This window comes from Falsiroseomonas sp. (assembly GCF_051859025.1).
Classification (GTDB): domain Bacteria; phylum Pseudomonadota; class Alphaproteobacteria; order Acetobacterales; family Acetobacteraceae; genus Falsiroseomonas.
The window spans coordinates 516400-531683 of record NZ_JBHYGL010000001.1 but is presented as its reverse complement, the minus strand read 5'-3'; the positions used below and the strand labels follow the sequence as shown (position 1 = coordinate 531683).

General features: G+C 68.5%; 15 protein-coding genes. 10 read left to right on the top strand and 5 right to left on the bottom strand.

Translation table 11 applies throughout. From position 1 onward, the window contains the following. The first annotated feature begins 29 nt into the window (after nucleotides 1–29). The 6 genes from ACTIE5_RS02680 to ACTIE5_RS02655 all read left to right on the top strand — a co-directional run bounded on the left by ACTIE5_RS02680 (nucleotide 30) and on the right by ACTIE5_RS02655 (nucleotide 6192). Nucleotides 30–1529 carry an amidohydrolase family protein gene (locus tag ACTIE5_RS02680; RefSeq protein ID WP_439548146.1) on the top strand — a complete coding sequence of 500 codons (1500 nt, stop codon included), beginning with the start codon at nucleotides 30–32 and terminating at the stop codon, nucleotides 1527–1529. A 121-nt stretch (nucleotides 1530–1650) separates the two neighbouring features. Continuing rightward, nucleotides 1651–2523, top strand: a complete 873-nt coding sequence (locus ACTIE5_RS02675; protein ID WP_439548145.1) for an ABC transporter permease — start codon at nucleotides 1651–1653, stop codon at nucleotides 2521–2523. Continuing rightward, the gene (locus ACTIE5_RS02670) at nucleotides 2520–3314 is read left to right on the top strand and encodes an ABC transporter permease (RefSeq protein ID WP_439548144.1); all 795 of its coding nucleotides are present in this window, start codon (nucleotides 2520–2522) and stop codon (nucleotides 3312–3314) included. Before ACTIE5_RS02675 ends, ACTIE5_RS02670 begins: the two co-directional genes overlap by 4 nt. 17 nt (nucleotides 3315–3331) lie before the next feature. Further along, a complete protein-coding gene (locus tag ACTIE5_RS02665) occupies nucleotides 3332–4381 on the top strand; it encodes an ABC transporter substrate-binding protein (RefSeq protein WP_439548143.1) in 1050 nt (349 codons plus the stop codon). A gap of 68 nt (nucleotides 4382–4449) precedes the next feature. Beyond that, nucleotides 4450–5478, top strand: a complete 1029-nt coding sequence (locus ACTIE5_RS02660; RefSeq protein ID WP_439548142.1) for an ABC transporter ATP-binding protein — start codon at nucleotides 4450–4452, stop codon at nucleotides 5476–5478. Then, complete coding sequence (locus ACTIE5_RS02655) at nucleotides 5479–6192, top strand: aspartate/glutamate racemase family protein (RefSeq protein ID WP_439548141.1); 714 nt, start codon at nucleotides 5479–5481, stop codon at nucleotides 6190–6192. A 3-nt stretch (nucleotides 6193–6195) separates the two neighbouring features. Here ACTIE5_RS02655 and ACTIE5_RS02650 read toward each other — a convergent pair whose 3' ends face one another. Then, on the bottom strand, nucleotides 6196–7215 hold the full coding sequence (locus ACTIE5_RS02650; protein WP_439548140.1) for an aromatic ring-hydroxylating dioxygenase subunit alpha: 1020 nt from the start codon (nucleotides 7213–7215) through the stop codon (nucleotides 6196–6198). A 227-nt stretch (nucleotides 7216–7442) separates the two neighbouring features. Here ACTIE5_RS02650 and ACTIE5_RS02645 point away from each other — a divergent pair, with 227 nt between their 5' ends. Genes ACTIE5_RS02645 through ACTIE5_RS02630 form a run of 4 tightly spaced genes read left to right on the top strand, consistent with a single transcriptional unit; the run spans nucleotide 7443 to nucleotide 12062 of the window. After that, a complete protein-coding gene (locus ACTIE5_RS02645; RefSeq protein ID WP_439548139.1) occupies nucleotides 7443–8462 on the top strand; it encodes an ABC transporter substrate-binding protein in 1020 nt (339 codons plus the stop codon). A 24-nt stretch (nucleotides 8463–8486) separates the two neighbouring features. Further along, nucleotides 8487–9305: a creatininase family protein gene (locus ACTIE5_RS02640; protein WP_439548138.1), complete on the top strand. Its 819-nt coding sequence runs from the start codon at nucleotides 8487–8489 to the stop codon at nucleotides 9303–9305. After that, nucleotides 9298–10656 (top strand): FAD-binding oxidoreductase, encoded by a 1359-nt coding sequence (locus ACTIE5_RS02635; protein ID WP_439548137.1) that lies wholly within the window; start codon nucleotides 9298–9300, stop codon nucleotides 10654–10656. The genes ACTIE5_RS02640 and ACTIE5_RS02635 overlap by 8 nt, the downstream gene beginning before the upstream one ends. Next, nucleotides 10653–12062: an FAD-binding oxidoreductase gene (locus ACTIE5_RS02630; protein ID WP_439548136.1), complete on the top strand. Its 1410-nt coding sequence runs from the start codon at nucleotides 10653–10655 to the stop codon at nucleotides 12060–12062. Before ACTIE5_RS02635 ends, ACTIE5_RS02630 begins: the two co-directional genes overlap by 4 nt. A gap of 15 nt (nucleotides 12063–12077) precedes the next feature. Here the strand turns inward: ACTIE5_RS02630 and ACTIE5_RS02625 are convergent, their stop codons facing one another. From ACTIE5_RS02625 to ACTIE5_RS02610, 4 genes are all read right to left on the bottom strand, one after another. Beyond that, nucleotides 12078–12611, bottom strand: coding sequence for a hypothetical protein (locus tag ACTIE5_RS02625; protein ID WP_439548135.1), 534 nt, complete (start codon nucleotides 12609–12611; stop codon nucleotides 12078–12080). A 216-nt stretch (nucleotides 12612–12827) separates the two neighbouring features. After that, nucleotides 12828–13562: a peptidase gene (locus ACTIE5_RS02620; RefSeq protein WP_439548134.1), complete on the bottom strand. Its 735-nt coding sequence runs from the start codon at nucleotides 13560–13562 to the stop codon at nucleotides 12828–12830. Continuing rightward, entirely contained in the window at nucleotides 13559–14323 is a 765-nt protein-coding gene (locus ACTIE5_RS02615) for a transglutaminase N-terminal domain-containing protein (protein ID WP_439548133.1), read from the bottom strand. Before ACTIE5_RS02615 ends, ACTIE5_RS02620 begins: the two co-directional genes overlap by 4 nt. Before the next feature lie 14 nt (nucleotides 14324–14337). Then, a complete protein-coding gene (locus tag ACTIE5_RS02610) occupies nucleotides 14338–15279 on the bottom strand; it encodes an alpha-E domain-containing protein (RefSeq protein ID WP_439548132.1) in 942 nt (313 codons plus the stop codon). Nucleotides 15280–15284 lie beyond the last annotated feature (5 nt).

Genomic DNA, 15284 nt, shown 5'->3' with positions numbered 1-15284 from the left:
GGTAGCCTGTGCGCGAAGAAGGTGCCGCCATGTCCATCCTGATCCGCAATGCCCATATCCTGACCTGCGACGAGGCCGGCCGCGAATGGCCGGAGGGCGATATCCTCATCGAGGGCAACGCCATCGTGGCGGTTGGCCCCACGCTTTGTCCAGACCGCAAGCCGGATCGCGTGATCGAGGCAAGTGGCATGCTCGCCATGCCGGGCCTCATCAACGCGCATTTCCACAGCCCCGGCAACTTCCTGCGCGGCATGGTGGATGGCCTGCCGCTGGAAGTCTTCATGCTCTACGAGGTTCCGCCGCTGATCGAAGGCGCGCCCGTCAAGCGTCTCAACTACGTCCGCACCATGCTGGGTGCGATGGAGATGCTGCGCCACGGCGTCACCACCGTGATGGATGATGCCTTCCACGTCCCCACCGCCGACCGTGATGGAATCGATGGCATCATGGAGGCCTATCGGGACAGCGGGATGCGCGCCCGAATCGCCATCGACCAGCCGCAGCTCGTGGAATACGAGAAATTTCCTTTTCTAAAGGAACTTCTGCCAGCCGAGGCCATCGCCGCGATGGATGCCGCGCCGCGCCAGTCCACGGAAGAACTCCTCGCCCTCTACGACCACCTGATCACCACATGGAATGGCACCTCCGGCGGCCGCATCGCCGCGGCGCTGTCCTGCTCCGCCCCCCAGCGATGCGAAGTGCCCTACCTGCAAGCCCTGTCGGCCCTGGCGCGGAAGCACGACCTTCCCTTCAACTGCCACATCCTGGAAACCAAGTTGCAGCGCGTGCTGGGGGAGGAGAAGTTCGGCCGCAGCCTGGTGAGGCTGGCGCAGGATTACGGCATCCTCGACGAATTCCTCGTCATCATCCACGCCATCTGGGTGGATGAGGAGGACATCGCCCTGATCGCGCGATCCGGCGCGACGGTGGCGCACAACCCCCTCTGCAACCTCCGCCTCGGCAGCGGGGTGATGCCGTTCCGCGCGCTGCGCGATGCCGGCGTGCCTATCGCCATCGGCACGGATGAAGCGGTGGCCGATGACGGCATCAATCCCTGGGCCGCGATGAAGATGGCGGGGCTGGTCCACACGCTGGCCGACGTGGATTACCACCGCTGGCCCAACGCGCCGGAGATCCTGCGCTGCGCCATGCAGGGCGGCGCGCGCGCACTTCGCTGGCCCTCCATCGGCCATCTTTCGCCTGGTGCGAAGGCCGATGTGATCCTGCTGGACCTCGATACGCTTCCCTTCACGCCGCTGAACGATTTGCAGCGCCAACTCGTCTTCTGCGAACCCGCCGGCAGCGTGCGCACCACCATCGTCGATGGCGCCGTCGTCTATGAAAACGGCCGTATCGTCACCATGGACGAGGCCGCGCTGCGCCAGGAAGCGCGCGACCTCACCGCCGCCTACCGCGAAGCCTTCGCCCCCGCCATCGAGGCCGCCCGCCGGCTGGAGCCCGCCTATCGGGAGATGGTACTGCGCGCCCATGCCCGCGATGTCGGGATGCAGCGCCGCCTCACGCGCTGATCGTTCCGCGGGCAATGGCCCACCCGCCTGCCACTGCAAGCGCCATATCCCGCCTGCCGACACGATTTTCCTCACCGGAACGGCACCACCGCCCCCTTGAAGCGGGTCTAGGCTTCCCCGCGTGGAAGCACGCAAACGCCTCTCGCCCGCCCTTCTCGGCTGGATGCTCGCCGCCCCGGCGGTGATCTTCCTGCTGGCCTGCTTCGTACTGCCGGCGGCGCAGACCCTCTACCTCAGCATCGGTGCGCGGACCGAAGCCGGGGTCATGCAATACGGCCTGACCCTGGAGAATTACCGCCGCGCCTTCGCGACCGACCTCTACTGGCGCGTCCTGCTGCGCACCATCCGCATGGCGACCTCGGCCGCGATCGTCGCCGCCATCGTCGGCTATCCCCTCGCCTGGGTCCTGGCGCGCGGCCGCCCCTGGCTGTCCCGTACCGTGACGCTCGTGCTGGTCACGCCGCTGCTGGTGAATGTCGTCGTGCGCAGCTACGGCTGGTCCGCCATCCTCAGCCGCAACGGCCTGATCTCCTGGGTGCTGCAGGGGCTGGGGTGGGAGGATCCGCCCGCGATACTCTACACGGAATGGGCGGTGCTCATCGCCTCCGTCCATGTCTTCCTGCCCTTCATGGTGCTGCCGCTGGCCGGCGCCATCGGCCGCATCCCGCCCGCCGCCGAACAAGCCGCGACGGTCGCCGGCGCGGGCCCCTTACAGCGCTTCCTCCGCATCATCCTGCCGCTCAGCCTGCCTGGCCTCGCTGTCGGCCTGCCGCTGGTCTTTTCCCTGACGGCCGCGGCCTTCGTGACGCCACAGATCCTGGGCGGCAACTTTTCTCCGTTGCTCGGCACGCTGATCGAACAGCAGGTGCTGACCCTGCATGACTGGCCCTTCGGCGCAGCACTCGCCAGCCTGCTAGTCGCAATGGTGCTGCTGGTGAACCTGGTCTTCATCGGCATCATCGGCCGCCGCATCAACCGCTGGGCCGCGGCATGAGCGACCGCCTCCCCTGGCCCCTCGCCCTCGTCACCGCTGTCCTGCTCGCGATCATCGTGGCACCGCTGCTGGTGCCGATCGCGATGTCGATCAGCGACACCCCCTACATCGTCTTCCCGCCGGAGGGATTCACCCTCGAATGGTATGTCGCCGTGCTGACGGAGCCGGAGGCCCAATCCGCGCTGCTGGTCTCGCTGAAGCTGGCGCTCGTCTCCACCATCGGCGCGCTGGCGCTCGGCATACCCTGCGCCATGGCGCTGGTGCGGATGCGCTTTCCGGGCCGCGGCCTCGTGCAGGCGCTGGTGCTGGGGCCGCTCGTCGTGCCCCTCATCGTCACGGGCGTCGGCCTGTTGCAGACCTTCTCGCTGCTCGGCCTGCGCGGTGCCTTCGCGCAGATGTGGATCGGCCACATGGTCGTTTGCATCCCCTATGTCGTGCGGTCCGTCTCGGGAGCGCTGGCCACCGCCGATCCGACGCAGGAGGATGCGGCAAGGGTCTTGGGCGCCGGCCCCGTCGCCGTCTTCCTCCGCGTGATCTGGCCGCAGATCCGGCCCGGAGTCGCCGCCGCCGCCATCTTCGCCTTCATCATCTCCTTCGATGATTTCGCCATTTCCATGTGGCTCGCGGATGCCCGCAGCTTTCCGCTGCCGCTCTACCTCTACGCCGCCATCCAGCGGTTCTTCGACCCCTCCATCGCGGCGCTTTCGGCGCTGATGGTCTTCTTCGCGCTCGGCCTGGTTCTGCTGATCGAGAAGGGCCTCGGCATCGGCGTCCGTCGCATCGCCTCGTGACAGCAGGAGATCCAGCCATGCACGCCACCCGCCGCGCCATCCTCGGCACCGCCCTCGCCGCCCCCATCGTCAAGCCGCTCTCCGCCCAGCAGCGGGAGATCAGCGTCGGCATCTGGGGCGGCGCGCAGGGGGACTACGTCAAGCGCCAGATCATCCCGGCCTTCGAGCGTGACTTCGGCTGCAAGGTGCTGCCGGAGGAAGGATTCACGCTCGCGAATGTCTCCAAGATGCGGGCCACCAAGGACAATCCGCGCTTCTCCGTGATGTTCATCGACGACCTCGCCATCCCCATCGCGAAGGCCGAGGGTCTGATCAGCGAATTGCCGCGGGACCGCATGTCCGCCATGGCCAACCTCTACCCGCGCTTCCTGTATGAGGGCGGCTACGGCACCGCGCTCGGCATCTCGCTCGGCGGCATCTTCCACAACACGCGCGTGCGCCCGCCGGAGAGCTACGCCGAACTCTGGGAACCGCGCTACCGCGGCAAGCTGAAGCTCGTCAGCCCCAACAACACGCCCTCCATGTTCTTCCTCATCGTCGCCGCCGCGATCGAGACCGGGAAGCCCTTCGCCGAGGCGCAATACGAGATCGACAAGGCCTTCGACCGCGTCGCGGCACTACGCCCCAACATCCTCAACATCTTCGGCGATGGCATCCAGGCCGCGAATGAGATCGCGCAGGGCCAGGCCGATATCGGGCTCGTCGAGTATTCGAAATACGTCTACCCCTACACCAACCGCCGCGCGCCCGTGACCATGGCATTCCCGAGGGAGGGCAGCTTCGCCGGCACCAACTGCCAGGTGCTGGTCAGGAACGGCCCGCACCAGGACCTCGCCGTAGCCTTCATGAACCGCATGATCGAACCCGCGGTTCAGAAGGGCCTCTCCGAATTCGCCCTCACCTCACCGCCGGTCTCCGGCATCACCTTCGCCCCCGAAACCGCGCGCTGGATCGCCTACCCGGTGGAGGAGATGGACAAGCGCGGCCTCTTCACCCCGGACTGGACCTACATCAACGCGCGCCGCGCCGGCTGGACGGAACGTCTCAACCGGATCTTCTCCCTCTGAGCACGCCCGATCTCGGCCAGGGCGTCACGCTCCGCGCGCTGACGAAGAGCTTCGGCGCCACGCCGGTCGTGCGTGGCGTCGATCTCGATGTCGCGCCCGGGGAGATGCTGGCCCTGCTCGGCCCCTCCGGCTGCGGCAAGACCACGACGCTCCGCATGGTGGCGGGCCTCATCGAGCCCAGCGGCGGCGACGTGCTGATCGGCGGTTCGTCGGTGCTCGGCCAGCCCGCGCATCGCCGCAATCTCGGCATGCTGTTCCAGGCCTATGGGCTGTTCCCGCACCTCACCGTGGCCCGCAACGTCGCCTTCGGGCTGGACATGCGCCGCATCCCGAAGGCCGAGGCCGCGACCCGCGTGCGGGAAGCGCTGACGCTCGTCCGCCTCGATGCCTTCGCGGACCGCATGCCGGCGCAACTCTCCGGCGGGCAGCAGCAGCGCGTGGCCCTCGCCCGCGCCCTCGTCTATCGCCCCCGCGTGCTGCTGCTGGACGAGCCCTTCGGCGCGCTGGACCGCAAGCTGCGGGAGGAGATGCAGGTCGAACTTCGCCTCCTCGTCCGCCGCCTCGGCCTGACGACGCTGATGGTGACGCATGACCAGGAGGAGGCGCTGACGCTCGCCGACCGCCTGGCCGTGATGGAGCGCGGCGTGCTGATGCAGGTGGGCACGGGGACGGAGGTCTATGACCGCCCCGCCAGCCGCTTCGTGGCCGACTTCATGGGCGTCGCCAACCTACTGGAAGGCAAAGTGGCCGGCTGTGCAGAGGGCCTGGCCTTGCTGGACCTTCCCGGCGGCCTCCGCCTCGCCGCCGCCTCCCCGCCCCTTCCCACCGGCAGCCCGGCGGCGCTGGCGATACGGCCGGAGGCGCTGTCCCTGGTCCGGCCCACGGAGCGGTCCCCCACCACCATCCCCGGCACCGTCGAACAGGCGATCTTCAAGGGCCAGGGCCTGGATGTCTGGGTCGGCACCGCGGCTGGCCGCCTCCTCGCGCGGCTCGACCGCGCGGCCCTGGCCGAACCCCCCGCCCCCGGCACCCCCTGCGCCCTGCGCTACGCCCCCGCCCGTGCCATCCTGCTGGCAGGCCCCCCGGAGTCCCCCTGAATGCTGCCCGCCATCGGTTCCATCACGCCTTCCTCCAACCGCACGGTGGAGCGCACGCTTGCCGGAATCATGCGCCACATCCCGGGCGTGGACAGCTGCGTCGCGCGCATCACCTATTACGGCCCGGGCATCGGCCAGCCCAAGGATGGCTACGACACGGAACCCTATCGCCTGGCCGCCTGGCAGCTCGGCCACGCCAATGTCGGCGTTGTCTGCTGGAACGGCACGCGCGGCGCGGGCCTCGGCCTGGACGCGGACCGAAAGCTCTGCGCCATCATGAGCGAGGCCGCCAACTGCCCCGCCACCACCGCGACGCTGGACACCGCTATTCTCCTCGACCGGCTGGATGCGAAGCGCATCGGCTTCGTCACCCCTGGCGATACTGCCTATGCCGCGGAAGCCGCCGCCGGCTTCGGCCGCACCCTCGGCCCGGTACGCAGCCTTGGCCTGAAGGACAACCTCGCCTCCGCCGAACTCACGCCCGACCGCATCGGCGCCCTGGTGCGGGAAGTGGCGAGGGAAGGCGGCGCCGACGCCATCCTGCTGTGGTCCACCAACCTGCCGGGTTGGGAGGTGATGGCACCGCTGGAGGCCGAATTCGGCATCCCGATCCTCGACAGCGCCGCGGTTGGCGTCTGGGGCACGCTGGTCGCCGCGGGCATCGACCCGACCCCGGCGGCGCGCCTCGGCCGGATCTTCACCATCCCCAGGTAGCGGCTACTCCGCCGCCGCTTCCGGCACCTTCGCCTCATGCTCCGCGATCATGCGCGCGAGCATCCGGCGCATCAGCACGCCAGGGCGGTCGGACGGCATGTTCATCTCGATGCCCGTCTGGTCCAGCGGCACGTCGAAATCGGTGCTCTCCAGGATGTCCCGGTCCTCATCGGTCACGACGCGATCGAAGGCGATGACATCCTCCGCCTTCGCCTGGTCCTCCGTGTCGTTGCGATAGACGAACTGCACCACCATCGATGTCCCGTCGTCGATCGGCGTCGCGCAGGTAACGATGCTGTGGCTGAGGCCGTTGGGATAGCGGATGCGCAGCTTGCGCAGGAAGGGCGCATACCAGCGGCCGCTCATGTGGCGCACCGTGGTGTCGCTCTCCATGTTCAGCACCTTCTTCTGGATCTCGGGATTCCGCACCGGAACCTCCGTGATCATCATGAAGCCGTCGGCGTGTTCCTCGATCTCCAGCTTCGCGGGTTCGGGGTGCCCCTGGTCGCCGAAGCTGGCGCGGTGGACGAAGGCGAAATGCGCGTTGTCGAAGCTGTTCTCCATCAGACGCAGGCCCGCGCAGGTCCAGACCTCGTAGAACTCATCGATGCGGCGGAAGCCCAGGCCCTCCTCCTCGAATTCCGGCAGCGGATACAGCGGTTCCTCCAGCGCGACCCAGACATAGCCGTAGCGCGTCTCCGCCCGGTAGGACGGCACCCGCATGTTGGTCTGCCCCTGCCGGTCCACGGGCCGCTGCGGCACGCGCATCACCCGGCCCTCGCTGGAGAACTCCCAGCCATGATAGCCGCAGGCGAGCCAGCCATTGCTGTAGAAGCCCTTGGAGAGCTTGGCCGTCCGGTGGCAGCAGCGGTCATCCATCGCGGCTGGCTTGCCCTCTCCATCCAGCCACAGCACCAGGTCCTTACCGAGCAGGCGGAAGGGCTTCGGCCCATCCTTCAGATGGCTGACGGGGATCACGGGATACCAGAAGCGCTTCAACAGCGGCGTGGCAGTGGCGAGCATCCGGGGAGGCCCTTTCGCGGCAATGTGGCCCCCAGGGTGCAAATCCCGCCCGCCCGGCGCAAGCATCCATTCACGCGCCCCAGCGCGAAACCGCCCATTTCATCGCCATTTCGCCTACTGAGAGGGCAAAACCAGAGCGGATCGCCCCGTCGCCGGGCAAATCCCCCCTCCACCACCCGGCCGCCGCTTGCTAACAGCGCCGCAACCACAACCTCCCGGGAACCGCCATGATCCGCCGTCGCCACGCCCTTGCCCTGCTCGGCTCCGCCGCCCTCGCCGCCCCTGCGGTGCATGCGCAATCGCTGCTCGATGTCCGCTTCACGCTGGACTGGGCGCTGCAGGGGCCGCAGGGCGCCTTCCTGCTGGCGCTGGACCGTGGCTATTTCCGCGAAGCCGGGCTGAACGTCACGATGGACCGCGGCTTCGGCTCCGGCGACGTGCCGGTGAAGATCTCGGCCGGCGCCTATGATGTCGGCGTGGCGGACCTGAACCCCACCATCCGCATGCGCCTCGAACGGCCGGACAGCGACCTCTTCACCCCCTTCATCATCCATGACGCCACCGCGATGGCGATCATGACCCTGCGGCGGGAGAACATCCGCACCCCCGCCGACCTGGTCGGCAAGACCCTCGCCAGCCCCGAATCCGATGCCGGCCGCCAGCTGTTCCCCGCCTTCGCCAAGGCGGCCGGGATCGATGCCAACAGCGTCCGCTGGACCACCGTGACGCCGCAGCTGCGCGAACCCATGCTGGTACAGGGCCGGGCCAATGCCATCACGGGCTTCATCACGTCGGGCATCTTCTCCCTCCGCGGCCTCGGCATCCCGGAGCAGGACATCGTCACCATGCTCTACAGCGATGTCGGCGCGGATTTCTTCGCGACGTCGCTGATCACCACCCGCCGCTGGGCCACTGCCAATCCCCGCGCTGTCACGGGCCTGATCCGCGGCCTGGTCCGCGCGCAATACGACAGCCTGCGCGACCCCGCCGCCACCATCGCCAACCTCCGGCGGCGGGAAGCCCTGACCGATGTGGCGCTGGAGACGGAGCGCCTGCGCATGGCGCTGGACCGGCTGACCTTCACCGACCACGTCCGCCGCAACGGCTTCGGCCAGGTGGACATCCCCCGCCTGCAGCGCAGCATCGATGCGGTGAGGGAGGCCTTCGCCATCTCGCGCCCGATGCCGGCCTCGGATATCTACGACCCGTCCTACCTCCCCCCGGCCGCCGACCTCCGGCAGGCCTGAGGCGCTTCACGAAAGGTCCTGCCCATGGCCCCCCTTCCCACCCGCTATTGGCAGGACCTGCCCTGGCCGGCGTTCAAGACGCTGCCGGCCAATACCGTCGCCGTGCTGCCCGTGGCCTCCATCGAGCAGCACGGGCCGCACCTCCCGGTCTCGGTCGACACGACCATCAACCAGGGCGTCGTCGCCCGCACCCTGAAGGTCATCCCGGACGATTTGCCCGTGCTGGTGCTGCCGACGCAATCCGTGGGCTGCTCGGTCGAACACCTGCGCTTCCCCGGCACCATCACCACCACGCCGGAGACGCTGCTGGCCATCGTGGCCGATATGGGCGCCTCCGTCGCCCGGGCCGGCGTCAAGCGCCTGGTCATCGTCAACAGCCATGGCGGCAATGTCGCCGTCCTCGACATCGCCTGCCGCCGCATCCGCATCCAGCACAACATCCTGGCCGTGAACGCCATGTGGGCGCGCATGGGCAAGCCGGATGCGCTGAAGGACGAGATCGAGGGCCGCTACGGCATCCATGCCGGCCGCGACGAGACGAGCGTGATGCTCGCCCTGACGCCGCATCTGGTTCACATGGACAAGGCAGTCAACTTCGTGAGCCGCTGGCAGGGCGTTTCCAACGTCGCCCCGCGCATGGCCCCCGATGGCGGCGCGCCCCTGGCCTGGCAGGCACAGGACCTCAACCCCGCCGGCGCCGTCGGCGATGCGTCCCTCGCCACGGCCGAGATCGGCGAACAGCTCCTCGACTTCGCAGCGGAACGCATGGCCGCGCTCTGGACGCAGGTCGCCGCCTTCGATGCGGAATCCTTCCTGGCGAATGAGCCCTCCGCCCATGGCTGACATCGCCGGGCTCCTCGCCGCGCTGGACGGGATCGAGATCTCGACCGACCGCGCGCTGCTGCGCCAGAAGTCGCGCGACTTCTACTGGTACAGCCCCATCCTGAAGGCGATCCTGGACGGCAAGGCGGGCGAACTCTACGCCCGCCCGAAGGATGAGGCCGAGGTGCTGCGCATCCTGGCAGCCTGCCGCGCCGCCCGCGTGCCCGTCACCACGCGGGGCGGCGGCACCGGCAATTACGGGCAATGCGTGCCGCTGGAAGGCGGCGTCATCCTGGACATGACGGCGATGGCGAAGCCCATCGGCATCACCGATGGCGTCGTCGATGTCGAATGCGGGATGAAGATGATCGACCTCGACCTCTGGGCGCGCGACCAGGGGTGGGAACTCAAGCTCTGGCCCTCCACCAAGCGGACCGCCACCATCGGCGGCTTCGTCGCCGGCGGCGGCGCGGGGGTGGGCGGCATCGCCCATGGCACGATGCGGGAGCGCGGCAACCTTGTCGGCGCCCGCGTCGCGACGATGCAGGACCCGCCGGTGGTGCTGGACCTCGAAGGCGACGATGCCTCCCCGGTCAATCGCACCTATGGCACCACAGGCATCATGACGCGCATCCGCCTGCCGCTGACGCCGGCGCAGGAATGGCGCGACATCGCCATCGGATTCGAGAAGTTCACCGATGCCTCAGCCTTCGCCCTCGCGCTGGCCTTCGCCGATGGCATCCCGAAGAAGATGTGCGCGGTCTTCGACAGCCAGCTGCCGCCCTTCTTCCGCGCCATCGCGGATAGCGTCCCGGCGGGCCAATCCCTGGTCCTGACCATGGTCGCGCCCTCCGGCCTCCGCGCGCTGCGCGACCTGGCCCGCGAACACAACGGCACCTTCCTGGTGGAGCAATCGACCGTCGAGGCCGAGCGCGATCCGGACAAGACCCCCTTCTACGAATACTGCTGGAACCACACGACCTTGCAGGTCCTGAAGAAGGATCGCGGCGTCAGCTACCTGCAATGCCGCTTCCCCTTCGAGGATACGCTGGCCGCGATCGAGGCTGTGCGCATCCCCTTCCGGGACGAGGTCTGGATGCACACGGAATGCGTCCGCTTCGGCGGCCGCACCACCATGTCGGCACTCCCCGTCATCCGCTGGACCAGCGCCGAGCGGATGCAGGAGATCATGGCCGCCTTCGAGGCCGTGGGCATCGGCATCGCCAACCCGCATGTCCTCACCATCGAGGAAGGCAGCAACTACCGCCGCGTCCCCGGGGACCAGCTCGGCTTCAAGCAGCGCACCGACCCGCTCGGCCTGCTCAACCCCGGCAAGATGCGTGATTTCGTTCCCGTGGAGACCGCCGCATGACTGTCGCCGCCGTCATCGAATCGCTGCCCGGCATCAACTGGATCACGGACGCCGCTTTGGTCCGGCAGAAGTCGCGCGACTTCTTCTGGTACTCGCCCGTCCTTAAGCGCCAGCTCAACGGCGTCACCGCCGAAGCCGTGGCCTGCCCGCGTGAAGAGGCTGAGGTCATCGCCATCATGGCAGCCTGCGTGAAGCACCAGGTGGCGCTGACGCCGCGCGGCGCCGGCACGGGCAATTACGGCCAGGCCATGCCGCTGAAGGGTGGCATCGTGCTGGATCTCATGGGCCTGGACCGCGTGGTCTGGACGAAGCCTGGCGTGGTGCGGGCGCAGGCGGGCGTGAAGCTCATCGACCTCGATGCCCATACGCGGCGGGAGGTCCGCGGCGAACTGCGCTTCCACCCCAGCACCAAGCGCACGGCGAGCATCGGCGGCTTCATCGCCGGCGGATCCTCCGGCATCGGGTCCTGCACCTATGGCAAGCTGCGGGAATTCGGGAACATCCTCGGCCTTCGCGTCATCACCATGGAAGCCGAGCCGCGCGTGCTCGAACTTCGTGGCACCGATATCGACAAGGCCAACCACGCCTACGGCACCAACGGCATCATCACGGAAGTGGAGATGCCCCTGGCCCCCGCCTGGGACTGGGTGGATGTGCTGGCGGGCTTCCCGGATACGATCTCGGCGGCCCGCTTCGCGGAGGCGCTGATCGCCTCCGACGGCATCGCCAAGAAGATGGCGGGCGTGGTCGCCCCCGGCGTGGCGCAGACCTACTTCAAGATGCTGCAGCCCTACGTCCCCGCCGGCGCCGCCTGCGCCCTGGTGATGGTGGCGGAGCCCTTCCTGGAATTGCTGAAGCCGCTGCTGGACCGCTTCGGCGGCACGGAACTCTATCGCTGCGAGACGGAGAAAGCCGAAACGCCGCTGTATGAATTCACCTGGAACCACACGACGCTCCAGGCCCTGAAGGTCGACCGCAGCCTCACCTATCTCCAGACCCTCTACCCCGCGCCCAACCACTTCGCGCTGATCGAGAAGATGGAGAAGACCTTCGGGGATGAGGTGCCGATCCATCTGGAATTCGTCCGCCTCGGCGGCGTCGTTTCCTGCTTCGGCCTCCAACTCGTCCGCTACACCACGGAAGAACGCCTGGCCGAGATCATCGACATCCATGAGGATGCCGGCTGCCCCGTCTTCAACCCGCATGCCTTCACGCTGGAGGAAGGCGGCATGAAGCGGATCGACAGCGAACAGCTGGACTTCAAGCGCGTGGCGGACCCGCACGGCCTGCTGAACCCCGGCAAGATGCTGGCCTGGGACGACCCCGACTGGACGCCGGAGCGCAAGCGCAGCTTCTACCTCTACGGCCAGGCCGATGCGCCGGAAGTCGAGGAAGTGCTGGAGTAGGCCGGCCGCCCGCCCTCACGCCGAGTAGACCCAGGGTTTGCAGGCGCTGAGGGCGGGCATATGGCCCTCCACCACCAGGGTCAGCTTCACCCAGGCCTCCTTCGGCGCGCTGGCGCCGCCGGCCTGGTCGCGCAGCACGTCGAAGCAGTATTTGCTGTCCGTCAGCAGGCCGTTCGCATCGAAGAAACCCACCGCGATGCAGCCCTGCACATGGGATGGCCTGCTGCCGGGGTGCATCAGGATGTTGCCCTTCGTCGCCTCCTGCGTGTCGCCGAGCGCGGGGTTGATGACGAAGGATTTGTACTTCTCGTGCCAGTAGATGGCGGAGCCGTAGTAGGTCTGGCCGCCCTTCATGTGCATGTAGCCGTCCATGCGCTCGATCGTCTCGAACATCAGGCCGTGCACCCAGAGTTCCCCCACCAGGCCATGCGCCACCGCCGTCACCGGCTTCCCCCCGGCCATCTTCGGCTGCCCATCCTTGTCCTTCACGGTGTAGGTGTTCTTCACGAAGCGGTCGGTGCGCTTGTAGGTGATGATCGCGGTGCTCATCGGGGGGTCCTTCTCCAGGCCCCCACCATGCCCCGGCACCCGGGCCCGCCCCTGTTCCCGCGGGAACAGGCCATTTGCGCTGGACAGGGCAGGCCTAGCCCGGCACAATAGGAACATCATCCCAGCCGAGATGGGCGCCTCGGACCCCGCGACCGAACCCCGCGAAAACGGTGCTAAAAGGGCTAAAAGGGCTAAAGAGGTAGTATTTTTGAGGGCTCAGCCCAGCCAGTCCGGCCGCGGCAGGGCCTGGTAGGCCTCACGCAGGCTCTCCGACCAGCGTTGCCGCAGGAAGGCGAAGTAGGGGTCATCCTCCCCGATCCGCCGCCGCAGCCCAACCTGAAGCGCATCGCGCCGGATCACCGTCAGGTCGATGGGCAGCCCGACCGTCAGGTTCGACCGCAGCGTGCTGTCCATGCTGATCAGCGCCAGCGTCACGCCATCGGCCAGCGGCGTGGCGGGCGTCAGCACCCGGTCCAGGATCGGCTTGCCGTATTTGTGCTCGCCGATCTGCAGGAAGGGCGTATCTGCCGTCGCCTCGATGAAGTTGCCCGCGGCGTAGACAAGGAAGAGGCGGGGCGCGCTGCCCGCGATCTGCCCGCCGAGCATGATGGAGACATCGAAGCCGATGCCCTGCGCGCGCAGCGCCGGGCCATCCGCGTCGAAGACCTGGCGCACCGCCTCCCCCACCAGTTGCGCGGCGCGGAACATGGTCGGCACGGCGGCCAGGGTCTGCGTCTGCCCGCCCAGCGTCACGCCTTCCTGCAGCCGGTTCCACACGGCCTGCGTCACGGCCAAATTGCCGGCCGTCAGCAGCGCCATCACGCGCTCACCGGGCACCTGCTCCACGAAGGTCTTGCCGAAGACGGAGATGTTGTCGACACCCGCATTGGTCCGCGTGTCGGACAGCAGCACCATCCCCGCATCCAGCAGCAGGCCGACGCAATAGGTCATGCGCGATCGACGCGGACGCTATGCGCGAAATGCCCCGCGCCCGGCCCGCGCCGGATGCCACGCACCGCGCCGGCCTCGCTCTCATCAAGGCCGATGGCGAGGCGGATATGCGCGGCCGGCGCTGCGTCCCGCAGCACCTCCACGGATTGCCAGGCCTCCCCGTCCCAGCATTCCGCCCAGAGATGCGGCGCCGCCGCCTCCTGCCCATTCGCCCCGTCCCAGGCATAGCCGGAGATCATGCGCGCCGGCCTGCCGCCCGCCCGCATCGCGGCGAGGAACAGGTGCAGCAGCCCGGCCGCGGAGCCCTTGCGCGCGGCCAGCACTTCCGCCGCCGCCTCCGCCGCCAGCGGATCGACCTCGATCATCCCACGCAGCGTCGCCGCCAGGGCGGCTGGCGCGGGCATGCCGGCGGCCATCGCGCGGATCGCATCGTCCAGCGTGGTCAGCGCGGTTTCCCGCCGGAAGACCTCGGCCGGCAGCGTCTCCTCCAGGCCCGAGGGGCCGTCGGCGCCGCGCAGTTCCACTTCGCCGTCGACGGTCACGGACAGGCCGCGATGGGGCAGGTTGCGGGTCAGCAGCAGCGTGGTGTTGCCGTAGCCATCCTCGAAGCCCGGCATGGCGCCGCCGCGGTCGCCGGCGATCCGCCAGTGGCAGATGGTGAGGCCGGCCTCGTCCCGCGGCGTCAGGCGCAGCGCCTGGACGGTCATGGAATGGGGCTCGTCGAACTCCCAGTGCAGGCGGTGGCGCACACGCAGGCGCATCGTGGCTTGGCCCCTCAGCCGTGCAGGTAGAAGGCGGTGATCTCCCGCCCCAGGTCGATGTTGCGGTTGATCGCCTGGGTCAGGAAGGCATGCAGCCCGCCGGCCAGGATGTCCTCCACCCTTCCATAGCGCAGGCGGGCATGGATCTCCCCGGCCAGGCGATGCGCTTCCCCGCGTCGCCCGCCGTTGGATTCCGCGATGCGGTCCAGCACCTGCTCCACCCGGCTGTGGCAGGCCAGCAGGGATCGCGGCAGTTCCGGCCGCAGGATCATGAGGTCCGCCACCAGCTTCGGCTGCAGGCGCGTGTGATACACCCACTGGTAGGATCGCAGGGCGGAGACGGACCGCAGCAGCGCCTGCCACTGCGCATAGGCTACGGCACCTTCCGCACCCTCGCCGCTGATGCATTCGTGCTTGGCGTCCAGCAGCCGCGCCGTGTTGTCCGCGCGTTCCAGCATCACGCCGAGATGGGTGAAGCGCCAGCCATCGTTGCGCAGCATCGTGTCCGCCGCCGCACCGTTGAACAGCAGCGTGCGGGCGCGCACCCATTCCAGGAATTGCGGCAGGCGGTCAGGCTCGGCCGCCGTCGCGGCCTGGGCGCGCATCTCCCGCCAGGTGTCGTTCAGCGCCTCCCACATATCGACGGTCAGAGCGGTGCGGACGGCACGGCCATTGCCGCGCGCGGCCTCGATGCAATTGGCGATGGAGGAGGGGTTGTCGGGGTCCAGCGCCAGCCAGCGGATCACCGCCTCCGGCGTCACCTCGCGGTGCTTCTCCAGGAAGCCCGGCTCCGCGCCGGCGGCGACCAGCAGCATCCGCCATTCATCGACGCCGCCGCCGAGGCTGCTGGCCAGCCCTGCCATGCGCAGCGCCACCTGCATGCCGCGGGCGAGGTTGCCCGCGCGCTCCACATAGCGGCCCATCCAGTAAAGGCTGTCGGCGGTGCGGGAGAGCATGGCGG

Coding starts and splice junctions, on each gene's coding strand:
- ACTIE5_RS02680 (WP_439548146.1), top strand. CDS start 30: ATGTCCATCCTGATCCGCAATGCCCATATCCTGACCTGCGACGAGGCC.
- ACTIE5_RS02670 (WP_439548144.1), top strand. CDS start 2,520: ATGAGCGACCGCCTCCCCTGGCCCCTCGCCCTCGTCACCGCTGTCCTG.
- ACTIE5_RS02665 (WP_439548143.1), top strand. CDS start 3,332: ATGCACGCCACCCGCCGCGCCATCCTCGGCACCGCCCTCGCCGCCCCC.
- ACTIE5_RS02655 (WP_439548141.1), top strand. CDS start 5,479: ATGCTGCCCGCCATCGGTTCCATCACGCCTTCCTCCAACCGCACGGTG.
- ACTIE5_RS02650 (WP_439548140.1), bottom strand. CDS start 7,215: ATGCTCGCCACTGCCACGCCGCTGTTGAAGCGCTTCTGGTATCCCGTG.
- ACTIE5_RS02645 (WP_439548139.1), top strand. CDS start 7,443: ATGATCCGCCGTCGCCACGCCCTTGCCCTGCTCGGCTCCGCCGCCCTC.
- ACTIE5_RS02640 (WP_439548138.1), top strand. CDS start 8,487: ATGGCCCCCCTTCCCACCCGCTATTGGCAGGACCTGCCCTGGCCGGCG.
- ACTIE5_RS02635 (WP_439548137.1), top strand. CDS start 9,298: ATGGCTGACATCGCCGGGCTCCTCGCCGCGCTGGACGGGATCGAGATC.
- ACTIE5_RS02630 (WP_439548136.1), top strand. CDS start 10,653: ATGACTGTCGCCGCCGTCATCGAATCGCTGCCCGGCATCAACTGGATC.
- ACTIE5_RS02625 (WP_439548135.1), bottom strand. CDS start 12,611: ATGAGCACCGCGATCATCACCTACAAGCGCACCGACCGCTTCGTGAAG.
- ACTIE5_RS02620 (WP_439548134.1), bottom strand. CDS start 13,562: ATGACCTATTGCGTCGGCCTGCTGCTGGATGCGGGGATGGTGCTGCTG.
- ACTIE5_RS02615 (WP_439548133.1), bottom strand. CDS start 14,323: ATGCGCCTGCGTGTGCGCCACCGCCTGCACTGGGAGTTCGACGAGCCC.
- ACTIE5_RS02610 (WP_439548132.1), bottom strand. CDS start 15,279: ATGCTCTCCCGCACCGCCGACAGCCTTTACTGGATGGGCCGCTATGTG.